The sequence below is a fragment of the Alicyclobacillus macrosporangiidus CPP55 genome, from assembly GCF_000702485.1.
GTDB classification, from domain to species: domain Bacteria; phylum Bacillota; class Bacilli; order Alicyclobacillales; family Alicyclobacillaceae; genus Alicyclobacillus_H; species Alicyclobacillus_H macrosporangiidus_B.
Genome location: NZ_JNIL01000001.1, coordinates 2,454,179 through 2,466,891, shown reverse-complemented (window position 1 = coordinate 2,466,891; position 12,713 = coordinate 2,454,179). Strand labels below are relative to the sequence as shown.

At 57.1% G+C, this 12,713-nt stretch carries 15 protein-coding genes; 13 read left to right on the top strand and 2 right to left on the bottom strand.

The window, feature by feature from the left end; all coding sequences use genetic code 11:
- The first annotated feature begins 118 nt into the window (after nt 1-118).
- Nucleotides 119-367: a helix-turn-helix domain-containing protein gene (locus N687_RS0112380; protein ID WP_035462239.1), complete on the top strand. Its 249-nt coding sequence runs from the start codon at nt 119-121 to the stop codon at nt 365-367.
- A gap of 146 nt (nt 368-513) precedes the next feature.
- Here N687_RS0112380 and N687_RS0112375 read toward each other — a convergent pair whose 3' ends face one another.
- Both N687_RS0112375 and N687_RS0112370 read right to left on the bottom strand, forming a co-directional pair.
- Nucleotides 514-816: a hypothetical protein gene (locus N687_RS0112375; RefSeq protein WP_029422144.1), complete on the bottom strand. Its 303-nt coding sequence runs from the start codon at nt 814-816 to the stop codon at nt 514-516.
- 2 nt (nt 817-818) lie between these two features.
- Nucleotides 819-1,046 carry a helix-turn-helix domain-containing protein gene (locus N687_RS0112370; protein WP_231493610.1) on the bottom strand — a complete coding sequence of 76 codons (228 nt, stop codon included), beginning with the start codon at nt 1,044-1,046 and terminating at the stop codon, nt 819-821.
- Between the two features lie 96 nt (nt 1,047-1,142).
- Here N687_RS0112370 and N687_RS0112365 point away from each other — a divergent pair, with 96 nt between their 5' ends.
- The 12 genes from N687_RS0112365 (at nt 1,143) to N687_RS0112305 (ending at nt 12,681) form a co-directional block, all read left to right on the top strand.
- Nucleotides 1,143-1,370, top strand: coding sequence for a helix-turn-helix transcriptional regulator (locus N687_RS0112365; protein ID WP_029422142.1), 228 nt, complete (start codon nt 1,143-1,145; stop codon nt 1,368-1,370).
- On the top strand, nt 1,367-1,510 hold the full coding sequence (locus N687_RS23945) for a hypothetical protein (protein ID WP_156040134.1): 144 nt from the start codon (nt 1,367-1,369) through the stop codon (nt 1,508-1,510). The genes N687_RS0112365 and N687_RS23945 overlap by 4 nt, the downstream gene beginning before the upstream one ends.
- 81 nt (nt 1,511-1,591) lie before the next feature.
- The gene (locus N687_RS0112355) at nt 1,592-1,855 is read left to right on the top strand and encodes a hypothetical protein (RefSeq protein ID WP_029422141.1); all 264 of its coding nucleotides are present in this window, start codon (nt 1,592-1,594) and stop codon (nt 1,853-1,855) included.
- Nucleotides 1,856-2,011: 156 nt separating this feature from the next.
- Complete coding sequence (locus N687_RS0112350; RefSeq protein ID WP_156040133.1) at nt 2,012-2,914, top strand: sigma-70 family RNA polymerase sigma factor; 903 nt, start codon at nt 2,012-2,014, stop codon at nt 2,912-2,914.
- A 44-nt stretch (nt 2,915-2,958) separates the two neighbouring features.
- Nucleotides 2,959-3,885, top strand: a complete 927-nt coding sequence (locus N687_RS0112345) for a RecB family exonuclease (protein WP_029422139.1) — start codon at nt 2,959-2,961, stop codon at nt 3,883-3,885.
- A gap of 148 nt (nt 3,886-4,033) precedes the next feature.
- Nucleotides 4,034-4,831 carry a hypothetical protein gene (locus tag N687_RS0112335; protein ID WP_051663205.1) on the top strand — a complete coding sequence of 266 codons (798 nt, stop codon included), beginning with the start codon at nt 4,034-4,036 and terminating at the stop codon, nt 4,829-4,831.
- Between the two features lie 12 nt (nt 4,832-4,843).
- Complete coding sequence (locus N687_RS24445) at nt 4,844-4,987, top strand: hypothetical protein (protein WP_197029279.1); 144 nt, start codon at nt 4,844-4,846, stop codon at nt 4,985-4,987.
- A 678-nt stretch (nt 4,988-5,665) separates the two neighbouring features.
- Complete coding sequence (locus tag N687_RS0112330; RefSeq protein ID WP_231493466.1) at nt 5,666-6,406, top strand: hypothetical protein; 741 nt, start codon at nt 5,666-5,668, stop codon at nt 6,404-6,406.
- Between the two features lie 435 nt (nt 6,407-6,841).
- Nucleotides 6,842-7,264, top strand: a complete 423-nt coding sequence (locus tag N687_RS0112320) for a hypothetical protein (RefSeq protein ID WP_035462236.1) — start codon at nt 6,842-6,844, stop codon at nt 7,262-7,264.
- Nucleotides 7,265-7,809: 545 nt separating this feature from the next.
- Complete coding sequence (locus tag N687_RS21125) at nt 7,810-8,121, top strand: hypothetical protein (protein WP_156040132.1); 312 nt, start codon at nt 7,810-7,812, stop codon at nt 8,119-8,121.
- 790 nt (nt 8,122-8,911) lie between these two features.
- Complete coding sequence (locus N687_RS0112310; RefSeq protein WP_051663204.1) at nt 8,912-11,962, top strand: DUF5906 domain-containing protein; 3,051 nt, start codon at nt 8,912-8,914, stop codon at nt 11,960-11,962.
- 8 nt (nt 11,963-11,970) lie between these two features.
- Nucleotides 11,971-12,681 carry a hypothetical protein gene (locus N687_RS0112305; protein ID WP_035462231.1) on the top strand — a complete coding sequence of 237 codons (711 nt, stop codon included), beginning with the start codon at nt 11,971-11,973 and terminating at the stop codon, nt 12,679-12,681.
- Nucleotides 12,682-12,713 lie beyond the last annotated feature (32 nt).

Sequence of the window (12,713 nt, the reverse complement as noted above, 5' to 3'; positions counted from 1 at the left end):
GCAGCGGGTCAACGAGCGGGGTGCGAATGCTCTGACCACAGAGTACACGCAATCAGGGGTTCCTAGATAGATATGGGAATATTCCAGACCCTACATAATTCGACATGGAGAAGGGTGGATGCAAATGGAGGACTGGGAGATCGGCCGCGCGTTACGGGCGCTGCGTCTGGGCGCTGGAGTGACGCAAGAGTACGTGGCGTATCTCGCCGATACCACCCAGGCGCAGATCGCCCGGATAGAGCTGGGTTCGCGCGGGGCGACGCTGCGGATGCTGCGCGGCTACGCGCGGGCGGTCGGGGACCCGGAACCGGTGTTGAGGCTGTGCGAGTTGGCCATCGCCGAGGACCGGGTGAAGAAGAGCGCGTGAGTCAAGGACTTGCAGATCGTGGCGGAGGGATCGAGTTCGGATGAACGCCGGCTTGGTTGCGTTGTCGGCGGCGTACCGCGATGCCGCAAACAGGCTGCGGTGCATGAATCATCTGGAGGCGGCGATCATGGCTCGAACCTGCGAGGTCACTGCAGAGATGCTTTTGGGAACCGCTCCACGTCGCTCGGCAGATCCGACCAGCGAGTCACGATGAGACTCCAATCGGCGCCGTGGATGATGAGCAGCGTTGGGTGGCCGACGACCTCGGCGTTGGCGATCTGGAGGGCGCCGCCGTCGTAGGCCATAAGGACGCCGCCGTCGTCGAGGACGGTGATGTGGTCGATGACCGTATCGAACATGTTGATGACCTGCTTGTCGTGCAGGACAAGTTGGCAGCGAACGTCGCAGTGAAGGAACGTTGCGAGACGGTTTTCGAGCTGAGTGGACAAGGCTAGGGCTCCTTTCGGGGAGGGGTGGGATCGTCGGAAAGGCCGACAAGGTAGTCCAGGGAAACGTTAAAGAATTGAGCTAGTTTTACAAGCGTTTCCATTGTCGGTTGCTTAGTCCCGGCGACGTAATAGCGGATTAGACGCTCAGATACGCCAATCCCGGAGGAGAGTTCGCGATGGGTGATTTGTTTGGAACGCAAAAGTTCCGTCAAGCGCTGATGAAAAGGCACCAAAAGATATTACTCCTTAGCCCTTGACAGGAACCACAGTTCCTAATAATATGGTCATAGGAACTGAAGTTCCTAACACTAAAGGCGGTGGTGGTGATGAGAAACAGACTCAAGCAAGCCAGACAGTCCAAAGGCTGGACTCAAGCCGAGGTTGCACGTCGATTGGGTATGACGGAACGTGCGTACCGTCACCTGGAGGCCGGTACACGAAACCCGAGCTATGAGACCGTGAAGAAGCTCAGAAAATTGTTCGGCATTCCAGATGAGGAACTTCTAGAACCTGATCATGATTCTACCGTGGGCGCGGAGGTGAAACAAGCGTGAGTGTGGTTGACGCCCTGATCGCCCGTCTTTGCGACGGCGACCGCCACGATCCGCAGGAGCGAAGCCAGTACACGATTCGCGATGTGGAGGAAATGGCGGAATTGACCGAGAGCGAGGAACAAAAGAAGGTGTCTCTGTAACCGGAGACACAGGGAAAAGGATTTGTGACAAAGCCAGTATATCGCGGGTTTCGCGGTGCTGGCAAGGGAGGTTATCTTGCAATGAGCGTAGCGGTTCTGCAGGCCCCTGCGGCGGTGAAGTGTTTCATTTGTCACCAGCAGCATCCTGTGGACGCCATGCGGAGGCTGGCGACAGGCGAGTACGTCTGTGACGCGCCAGAATGCAGGGGGACGGTAGTGCAGTGTGACCGCTGCGAACAGTGGTTCTACGAAGATGACATCGCGTTTGAGCGTAGCGGTATCCACTTGTGCCGGAATTGTGAGCCGTACAAAGATTCGTTCGACTGGTGGTGGATTGAACAATAACAGAGGAAGAAAAGAAGGTGTCTCTCTGAACAGAGACACAGGAGAAGGGGGGCGCAATAGAAGCAAAGCCAGTATACCGCGAATCCCGCGGTTCTGGCAAGAAGAACTGCACATGGAAAGGCAGACTATTTCAAAGCGTTGGTAGGCGACACGGCCATGATTTCAGATGTGACGACACAGCCCTTTGAAGTGGTCCTGCGCCAGCACCACGGTTTGATCGGCCACGTGGCTCGCCGGTACATCAGGCTCCTGCCGGGCAGTGGGCTGGACGTCGAGGACTTGGATGCGGCGGGCATGTGGGGATTGTACCGCGCCCATCAGACCTACAGGCCCGAAGTCGCCAAATGGTCGACCTATGCGAGTATTTGCATCCGCGGTGAGATCAGCCGACTCTTTCGGAAGCTTCGTCCGAAGACGGTGCCGTTGGACGCCCCAATATCGGAGGATGACGAGCGCAACTGGCTGGACTTGCTTCCGGGGGGCGAGTTTGACGAGACACAAGCATTGGTCAATGAGTACATCTCGGGTCTCTCGCTCAGGGATCGCACCATTGTACTGATGCGACTAGCAGGATACCCGCAATGCGAAATCGCGCAAAGGGTCGGCCTCAGCCAAGTACAGGTGTCCAGGGTTCTGAGGGAAATAGGTAATCGGTATTTGAGCGAGCGCTACACCGCCTACACCGCAAAGAAAGGAGGCACAAAAGTGCGAACCGCGGCCACAGACGGTCTGCCGTCACTGGACGCATTTACCTGGGTCCGGCCACACGAACAACAGTCCGCAATCCGGATTACGCGCAACGGCATCCGCATCACAGGCGACGTAGCGCAACGGCTGGACCGCAACATGAGGGTAGAAGTGGGGTTCGCGCCCGGCTACCTGGCCGTGAGAAACAACGAGCGCGGATGGCGGCTGAAAACGGAGAAGGGCACATCGTCCCTCGTCATTCCCGGCAAGCGCATATCCCAAGAGGTTTCTCGGCACGGCATTGCACCGGGGACTGTGCTGCGGGCGGAATGGAGCGACAAGCTCCAGTGTGTTCTGAGCCGAGTCGAGTAGTCCGATGCATGCACGAAGATGAAGAACGGGAAGGGGAAGGCCCAATGGAGAAGCTGACTTTTTCAAGGATCTCCATGCGTGCCCGTTGCCCGCAGCGTGAGCACTACCACTACACCATGCTGCTTCGACCAAAGCAGGTTCAGTGGGCGTTAGACGTTGGTTCCGCTTTCCACGTCGGGATGGAGACGTGGAATAAGGGCGGCACCGAGGAGGAGGCTGTTGCGGCGACGTTGGCCCGGCTGGATGAGATCGCCGAACGGACAGAGCTATGGGGCGAGCGGGACAAGCTGCCCGTACAGAAGATCCGCGCCGAGGTCATGGTTCGGCAGGCTGTGCGGCGCTTCCCGCGGTACGAACCGGTCGTTGTGGAACATGAATTCGACTTGCCGATCAAAAATCCGTTGACCGGCCGCCCGAGCCGGACATTCCGGCTGGCTGGGAAGATCGACGGGATCGTGCGGACGCCGGACGGGAAATATTGGCTGATTGAGTACAAAAGCACCGGCCAGACATTGGAGCAGTTCAGGTTGCGGTACGGACTGGATTCGCAGATTTCGCTGTACACTTTGGCGGCGCGTGAGGCGCTTGGGATGGAGATTGAAGGTTCCCTGGTTCGGGTTGTCTTCAAAACCCGCTCGGAACCGCGGCGGGGTGAGACGCTGGAGGATTACAGGGACCGTTTGATGGTTATGTACGAGTCGGAGGCCGGGCAGTTCATAGCCGAGGATTTGGTTATCCGGACTTCAGAGCAATTAGAGCAGACGCGGCGCGAACTGTGGGCCGAGGTACAGAGCCGTCTGTTCGACGCCAAACTGGGCGTCATCCGGCGCAATCCGCAAGCCTGCACAGACTTCGGTGGCTGTCCGTTCCGGGCGATCTGCCTTGGACTTCCGGGCTGGGAGGACATGTACTACACGGCCGACACCCAACACGATGAACTGTCTAGCGTGCAGGAGGCGCAGACCGCGTGAACACAACAAATGACGACGACTACCAAGCACTAGCGAAGTTGGCGCAAGAGGGGATTGTTGGCGAACTCCGAGGAGAAGAGGCATTGAGGGCGTTGGAAAGACTTGTTGAGACTACAAGTCAACTCGAAACAATCTAGGAGGAATCGTGATGAGCAGTCTTGTGCAGTACGACGCGGCGATGTTGCAGAAATTGGGGCTTTCAGAGACAGAGGCGGAGGAACTGCGGCAACAGGGCATCAGCTTGGAAGAATACGCCAGCATGCTGGGCGAGGACTTGTCGAACGAGGTTCAGCAAGTCGAGGCGACGGCGATTCGTTATTCGATTGTTCACTCGGCCCAGGTGTGGAAAAACGAGGCAACCGATGAAACCCGGAAGACGCTGGTTGGAGTGCCGGTTTTCTTTCACGCCGTGAGAGGTTATTTCGCGGAAGGTGTCGAGCGCCCGATCTGCTCGTCGCTGGATGGCCGGACAGGTTACTACGTCAATGAAGACGGTGAGCGTGTCGGCCGCGAATGTGCGCGGTGTCCGTTCAACGCTTGGGGCAGCGCGCCGAACGGGCGCGGAAAACTTTGCAAGGAGCTAAGGCGGATCTACTTGCTCGAAGAGGGTCACGACTTACCTTCCGTGATTTCCTTGCCACCAACGAGTTTGCGGACTTGGGATACGTTCGTTGCCAGCGCGGCATACGAAGGACTGCCGGTTTCCGGACGTGTCGTAGAGCTGGCGCTAGAGAAGCAGTCAAACGGCGGACAAATTTGGAGCACGCTCGCGAAGCCCCGCACGGTAAGGCGTCTGTCGCCGACGGAGTACGTCCGTATCCGTGCGCTCAAGGAGCAGATCGAAGCCGCGGCGCGCCGGGCGGCGGTAACTGCAAGCGAGTACATGCAGCAGACGGAGCAGGCGGAACAGACAGAGTCTGCTGAGGCTGAGGCGCAGACGGCCTAAGCGAATCGCGGTATGGGTGGGTGGTTGGGGAACCGCGATTCTTACGGCACGGCCAAGCTGGCCAGGGCTGGGCTCGCCTTGGCATGGCGGGGCCAGGCTGGGCACGGTGTGGCGTGGGCGCTTCGCCGGGCTGTGCGCGGATCGCCGTGGCAGTGATCCAAAACAGTCCGGCACCACATCCGCTCGCGACAGCGGGCGGAGAAATTAGGGCACGGTATGGCAGGGTAAGGTCTGGCGTGGTCGGGTTAGGTGAGGTGCGGCAAGGTAAGGCAAGGTATGGGCGCTTCCCCGAGCTGTGCGCGGGTTGCCCTGGTAGCAACCCAAAACGGTTCGGGACCACATCCGTCCTATTGGACGGAGCAAGTGTGATTATCCGCGTCCGTTTTTGATGTGGCGAGGTAAGGTCAGGCACGGTTGGGCGGGGCGCGGTCAGGTGTGGTTGGGCAGGGCACGGCAAGGTGTGGTACGGGCGCTTCGCCGGGCTGTGCGCAGGTCGTCGAGGTAACGGCCTAAAACAGTCCGGTACCATATCCGTCCGGCATGGTTCGGGCGGAGAATCATGGCGCGGTCGGGTATGGCACGGCATGGCCGGGTGAGGTTGGGTGTGGCAAGGTATGGTTCGGCATGGCTTGGCGAGGCAAGGTGTGGAGCGTTTTGCCAGGCTGTACGCTGGCCGCCGCTGCGGCGGTCAAAAACAACCTGGCACCACATCCGCTCGCGACAGGCGGGCGGAGAAGACGTGGTCAGGCATGGTCTGGTGTGGCTCGGTCGGGTATGGCGAGGTTGGGCGCGGCGTGGTGAGGTAGGGTGAGGCGAGGTTCGGTGAGGTTTGGTATGGAGCGCTTTGCCGGGTTGTGCGCGGACTGCAGCCACTTGCGGCCGAAAACAACCCGGCACCACAAAAAAACGCGGCGAACCGCCGCAAAAGAAGGGAGAAGGATACATATGGCATCCAAATCATCCGCAACCATGCTGAACAACGTGTCAAACAACGCCACATTCGCGCTGCCGTATCGCGTGGAGGTGAAGCTTCACGGAATCGCGCCGATCTTGTTTCACAGATGGGATTGCGATGAAGTATCCGCGAAATCGCAAGCTGCAAAAGGAAGCACCATCAAAAAGACCGACAACTGGCAGAGTTACTTATATCTAGATGATAATCAAACGATCTGCGTCCCGTCAACGTATTTACATCAAGCCATCGCAAATGCAGCCAAGTTCTGGCAAGATCCGAGATCGCCAAGGAAGTCGCTGTACGACCTCGCGCGCGCGGCGTTCATCATCACGCCTTATTTGGCGAGCACAGGCAAGAAGGAACCAGACTACTTGGATCGCCGTCGAGTCCTTGTTCAAAGAAATGGAATTACAAGGGTTCGTCCCGCATTACTGCCAGGCTGGGAAGTAGAGTTTGTGATCGAATGCGTACTTCCCGAATACTTCCCGCCTGAAACGCTCCATGAATTGATTTCGCAAGCGGGGCGTTTGGTGGGACTCGGCGACTTCCGGCCAACATTCGGGCGGTTCCAGATAGTCAAATTCGAGCTCCTCGACGACCAAGACGAAGCCGTCGGGTGATATGCAAAAAACCATAGATCGAAATGTTCCATATGGTAAAGAACAAGCCGGGTGTGGCAAGGGATTTTGGGCGATCACGACAACACGTTTTTGCCATACAACGCGCGTTATAGATGAAGAGCGCTTCGCCGGGTGTGCGCTCAAGCAGCCCGGCACCACTCTCCGCATACGGCGCCATCTCCTTGGCGCGCAGTGCCTGATCAGCCCGTCGTCGCCGGGGAGGTTGAGTCCCTACCATCCATTTTGCGCGGCAGAAGGGTGAACATCGCGTGAGGAGGTCAAGGTATGGGCCAATGGAGCAATCGGCTGCGGCAGTACGACTCGGCGTACCAACAATCCGAGGCTGCCACAAACCATTTACCGGACGGGCGTTACAAGGTGGAGATCTAACGCGCGGAGATCCGCCCCAACACGTTCAGCGGCGATCTTGAACTGGTGCTGGACCTGGTGATTATCGACGGGGATTACGCCGACCGGCACATCTTCAAGCGTCACAACCTGGAGCAGGAGCAGCGGTTCCCGTTCCTCAAGGGCGACCTGGAGACGTGCGGATTGTCGCTGAAGACGTTGTCCGAACTGGAAGACCGACTGGACGAGCTTGTCGGGGTGACGCTGGAAGTGTCACAGCAGACGGTACGCAGGAGACCCGTGCCTGGATTGATATACTCAAATTTTATTGATAATGATCAAAACATGCTCAACACGTATAAACAGCGCTTTTGCAGTAATATCAAGGGTTTTCGGCGATCACGGGAACATGTGTTCTGCCATACAGCTCTCCATAAGGTGAGGGACACCGGATCGTACTCCACAGACCCGGAATGTGAGTGCCCAGGGGTTCACTCCTGCGCCGGGTGATGCGACCGCGTGCAGGTGGAACGGCTGCGACGCAGTGCCTGATCAGCCCGTTGCGGCCGGGGGTTCGAGTCCCCCGTGGCCACATCATCCGGCGGAGCGGCGAACCCGCTCACAGGGCTGCCTGGCAGCCCGAAAGCACAAGCCGAGCGAGGGGAGGGAAGCGGCGTGACGCTAAAGTGGCACGCAGACCGGAGGCCGGACATCGTTGCGAACCATGCGTTGTGGCAAACGCTGCTCACGCATGTAACGGAAGAAGAAACCGGCTGGCTGTTACACGGGGCACACGCGACGGGGACGACCATCGTGCGTGCTGTGCGAGGATGGCGTACCGAGGCTCGCGCCGCTCATCGACCCTGCGTTAGGCTTTGCGAGCGCTAAAGCGTGGCGCGAATTTCGCGACCGCTATTTGCGGCCGTATTCAGCGGAGATTGCATGGGCGCTGTCCGTGCTGACGGAAGACGGCGGCAAGGCGAGTGCGTGAGGAGCCCGCGTGGAGGCATGTACCTTGACAACCGAATACCGACATGGGCATGGAGGCGAGCGGCATGGCGCCGACCTGGCGGATGGATCCGAGGCCGGATCTCGTGATGGATCACGCGCTCTGGCATTTGCTCCTGAGTGAGATTGTGCAGGACGAGGAGTTGGGCTGGACGCTCAACGGCGCGAGGTGCGCGGGGTGCAGGCTTGTGTGGCATAAGGGCCGTCTCAAGCTGGAGCCGATCCTCGATCCGAAACTCGGATTCGACAATGAGTCGGATTGGCTGGAGTTTCGGGACAAATGGCTTGTGCCGATGCAGGCGAGAATCGCCGACGCCCTGCGGCGGCTGGCGCAAGCGCGGCAACGGCAAGCGTCGTAATGCCCGGCGTTGGCTGGCGCGACGGCGACACAGCAATAGCGCAAGCCTCGTAACAAAAAGGCACGCGGGATACACGCCGGGTACATACCTGGGTACACACGCATGGGTACAAGAGGCATATCATACAGAAAATGTATCCCATGATCGAGAAAAAGGAAACAACAGGAAACGTTATGGAGGTGGAAAGTATTAGGCAAAAAAGCATCAAAAAGGAAACAGGTACACAAAGGGTACACGTGGGTACACACCTGGGTACACACTGTTCAATAGCCAAAATCCGCGTCACGACGGGATTTTTGGGGCAGGGTACACAGGGTACACGGGGTTTTATATTCCCCTATATGAAAGTGTAACATAACGAATCAAATTTCCAGCTGAAACGTTATGTTACAAACTCATATAGGACTTTTTACCCCCCTAAAAAATGAGTACCCTGAGTACCTTTTGGTAGATATTGGTGGATGAAATAGATTACATTTCCATAGAGTGGAATAATATGGAACCGTTACGTTCCACCCAGGATGGAAAGGAAGTAAAAAAATAGTAGAGAAGGGATGATGAGGATGGCACAACGTGCAGGATTTGGTTATATAAACCAGCGCGCGGTTGTCGCGTAACATTTCCTCATAATACCAGGAACAAAGTGTCATGGAGGTATCTGGAAATGCCACGGGATTGCATAACTTGCCAATTTGAGAGAAGGGAGGAACTGGAACGGCTCTGGCTCGCGGGGAAAACGTATCGCGAGTTGGAAGCTTGGTGCAGGGAGAACGGGTTTGAGGTTTCGCACATGGCCATCCAGCGCCATATGACGTCGCACATGCTGATCGGGGACGCGCAGGCGTCTTGGTCGTTTTTGCGCTGGTGGTTCGATGCCGCAACCGAGACGGTGGCGTACATTGAAGTCCGTCCCCTGCCCAACGATCGGTCAGACCGCGAAGCGGCCCTGGAGGCGTTGAAGTGGCGGAGATCCTTCCCGACAAGCGACCTCGATCCGCTTTACGAGCATCTGCGGCGCGGTTATCAGCGTGCCGCGCTGGCGCGCTGCGGATGGTACTTTGGCGTTTGTCTTCGGAACAAGCCGGTGCGGCGTGTGAACGGCGAAGACGGGCAAGCGCGCTGGATTGGCGGCAGCGCCGAGGACGTCGAGATCGTCCACGGCGCGTGGGCGGACATCGACGATCACGGCGGCGCGGACAACGCCGGGCAAAACCAGCAAGCGGAGCGCGCGCTGGCGGCGCTTAAAGAGCGAGGCTTTGCGCCGTGCGCCGTGGTGAAGTCCGGCGGCGGAAACGGACGGCATGTGTACTACCGGTTCGCGGAGCCGGTCGATACAACGGCTGGTCGGCGGATCTCGCAGAAACTTGCGCGGTTGCTGGGCAGTGATCCGGCGGTGGCGGAACCGGCGCGGGTGATGCGGATCCCTGGTTCGCTGCACACTAAGTCGGGGAAACCTGTGTTGGTGTCTGTTGAGCGGCAAAACGATGCCAAGTACGATGCGGTGTCATTCGAGGCGGCGCTCGATGAGACGGCGGCGGCGCTCGGGATCAATCTGACGGCCCTAGAACCGACGACGCTGCGCACGGACGAAACGCGGAGCACGGAGGCTTGGGCGCCTGTTCCGGTGGAGTTTGTACGCGAACACCTGTCGGCGATTTGCCTGCGCATGGCGCGCTACGCGGCGCAGCCAAACACGGTGTCCGAGCCGGTGTGGCACAAGATGGCATCCTTGCTGAAATCGCTCAATCCGGATTCGGCGCTGTTCCACGAGTGGTCAAGGGAGTACGACCTCGGCCCTGGCAAGCGGTACAACTGGGCGGAGACGGAGCGCAAGTTCCGTTCGTCGCGCGGGTTGCCGATCTTGTGCGCGACGTTCGAAGCGCTCGATCCGATGCCTGAGTGCCGAGCGTGCCCTCTGTATGCGGAAGAGACAAGCCCTGCGACGGCGGTTCGACGCAAGTACGCGGAGTCTCTCGGACAATGCGGGATCTACGGGGCGCCGACTGAAGGTATCGAATTGGATGGCAGCGAGAGGGATGGAATTGTATTCGATGCGTTGCCGGTTGCCGAAAAAATAGCCGCTGGCGCGGAAGACCAGTGGCTGGCCAATGAAGGTTGGAACGAAGTTTACCGCAGCGATTTTAACACAGATGATTTTTATCTTCCAGACGTGGTAGACAATGAGTCGGTTTCGTTGACGGAGCGGAGCGACTACTGGGCTTTGCAAGGTTTCTCAAGAATAACGGTGGAACGATGGGCGAAGGCAAAACGCCGCGCGTTTTTCGATCAAGTCTTGACCTCAAAGGGCGACGTGAAAGAGGTTCTGAACCAAGAGCGGATGGCGACGATGCTATGCGAAGACTTCATGCTTGAACACATATTTGGCAATTTGTACTTCTTCGACGGGAAAATTTACCGTTCGGGGAATGAGGATGAGCAGTTCTTGCGGGCGTGCGTCAGCAAAGCGTTGTCGGCCATTGGGATGCACGATCGAACACGGGTTCAGAAAGTCGCGAGCGAAGCCTTGGATTATTTGGCTGGAAAACGGCTTGAGAATAGAGTTTCCGCAGAAACGACCTTTAATACATGGGATGCGCAACCTTTCATTGCGTTTCACAACGGGGTGTTAGATTTGAGCGACATGTCAAATCCAATATTGGTTCCGCACCACCCAAGACAAAAATGCACCTGGATGGCCAACACGGAATGGACATTTGCATGGGGCGCAAGTCAATCGACCTGGACGCCGGCGATGAAACGCGCGTGGATTGTGGTGAACAGTTTCATGGAGGCGATTCTTCCTTCGGATCTTGATCAAAGGTTTGATCCTTCCATACGCGGTTGCCCGACCCGGGACACGCTGCTGCAGTTTATCGGGTATTCGCTGGCTCGATTTGATCTGACGGAAGAATATTTCGCGGTCTTAAAAGGCCCGGGAGGCAACGGAAAGACACTCTTCTTGAACGTTCTTGAGAAGTTGTTTTCAGGTCACGTTTCAAAACTGACACCTCAAGATTTCGAAAATCGGTTTGCCGTGTACGAGCTGATGAATGCGGCGATCAACATTGACGCGGACATTCCGAACAAGGAAATGCAAAACACCCAACGCATCAAGCAGACAGTTGGCGGGGACTACCTGCGCGGGGAACGCAAGTTCCGGGACAGCGAAGTCTTCAAGCCAAGGGTAAAGGTTTGGTATGGCGCCAACGACTTACCGCCAACGCCGGACACAAGCTACGGATATTTCAGACGGCAATTGATATTCCCGTTTGAACAGCCGATTGAGCGATGGTTCCAGCAAGACTATCATCCTGACGAATTGTACACGCCGGAGGCTTTATCCTACTGGGCCTATCTTGGCATCACATATTACTGCCAGTTGCGGTTGCGAGGAGGGTTCATCAAGGAGTCGCCCTTGATGGAGGATATTCGGAACCGGTACTGGGCGGCCAACGACATTGTCCGCGACGCGCTTCTTGCGGGTGTGCTGGAACTGGATCTCGGCGCGGAAATCCCGGCGATGTTGGCGAAGATGGCGGTCAATGCTTATGCCCGTTCGATGGGGCGTGCGGAGATCAGCGGTAACAAGATACTGGAGCGTCTGAAGAACATCTCGCGCGAATTCCCAGTCAAAGAGGTGCACAAAAAATTCGAGGATGGATATCGCGAGTGGTATTGGCGTGGCGTGAAACTGGGGCCGGAAGGCGAGGCGATCGGAATCAGCGAGCGTCGCATCAACCCGGACGGAACGTGGACGGTGGTCTTCGTCCCGGTGTTGGAAGAGTACAGAAGGTATGCGGAAGCAAAGCGTCAAGCTTGGCGTAAGGCGCGGAAGGAGTGATGGATGTAATGCATGCGGAAAACAAATGGATGGTATTGGCTGAAGATGGGAAATTTGAGAATGCGATTGTGAGTTACGTTCATACTCATACGGGCACATCCTTCTCTGAGCTCTACAGACATTTCAAGAAGTATATACAGACAGAAGGCCCTTATGCGCTGAGGGTTGCCGAGAACAACTATGTCTGGGTTGGTATGAGCGAGCGCTTTGCCGGGATTCTGTACGACTTGATTCGAAACCGCGCGTTATATGTCCAAATGGCCGATCCCGAAGTGTATGGCGAGCGTTTGTTTGGAATCCTCTCCTACTTTGTGGATGGCGGCGGGCTTCCCTTCCCGCTAGCTCGACGCGTGCAAGCATACAGGCGTCCCCATTGGCTGATGGGCTTTCTCAACGTGAGGAAACCGTCTCATGCGCGCATTCTCAACGACAACATTGAGTTGCACATTGCCGAAGACTTCGATCCCACGACAGCCATTGAGTACCAATATCCCGACATTGAGCGCTTCATAAATGAGTATTCGGGGAAAGAGGATGTGGTGCTCGACTTCAAACTTCCGCATAAAGCCCAAGGCCACAGAACACGGCTTATGGGTAGGTATGGACCGTACGGCGAGGTTCTCAATGTTACAACATATGGAACCGTGGCGCGGTTTCATTCCAAATCGATCGTTCGCTACTTTGAGCCGATGTTCAAATCTCATGAGCCTCTGTGGTGAAGAAAACTCGCGAACTCGTTGAGACGTTTTTG

Excerpts from the sequence above, each read along its gene's own strand:
- N687_RS24445 (WP_197029279.1), top strand. The coding sequence starts at position 4,844 with ATGGGTGGGTGGTTGGGGAACCGCGATTCTTACGGCACGGCCAAGCTG.
- N687_RS0112310 (WP_051663204.1), top strand. The coding sequence starts at position 8,912 with ATGGCCATCCAGCGCCATATGACGTCGCACATGCTGATCGGGGACGCG.
- N687_RS0112350 (WP_156040133.1), top strand. The coding sequence starts at position 2,012 with ATGATTTCAGATGTGACGACACAGCCCTTTGAAGTGGTCCTGCGCCAG.
- N687_RS0112355 (WP_029422141.1), top strand. The coding sequence starts at position 1,592 with ATGAGCGTAGCGGTTCTGCAGGCCCCTGCGGCGGTGAAGTGTTTCATT.
- N687_RS0112305 (WP_035462231.1), top strand. The coding sequence starts at position 11,971 with ATGCATGCGGAAAACAAATGGATGGTATTGGCTGAAGATGGGAAATTT.
- N687_RS0112335 (WP_051663205.1), top strand. The coding sequence starts at position 4,034 with ATGAGCAGTCTTGTGCAGTACGACGCGGCGATGTTGCAGAAATTGGGG.
- N687_RS21125 (WP_156040132.1), top strand. The coding sequence starts at position 7,810 with ATGGCGCCGACCTGGCGGATGGATCCGAGGCCGGATCTCGTGATGGAT.
- N687_RS0112345 (WP_029422139.1), top strand. The coding sequence starts at position 2,959 with ATGGAGAAGCTGACTTTTTCAAGGATCTCCATGCGTGCCCGTTGCCCG.
- N687_RS0112365 (WP_029422142.1), top strand. The coding sequence starts at position 1,143 with ATGAGAAACAGACTCAAGCAAGCCAGACAGTCCAAAGGCTGGACTCAA.
- N687_RS0112380 (WP_035462239.1), top strand. The coding sequence starts at position 119 with ATGCAAATGGAGGACTGGGAGATCGGCCGCGCGTTACGGGCGCTGCGT.
- N687_RS0112330 (WP_231493466.1), top strand. The coding sequence starts at position 5,666 with ATGGAGCGCTTTGCCGGGTTGTGCGCGGACTGCAGCCACTTGCGGCCG.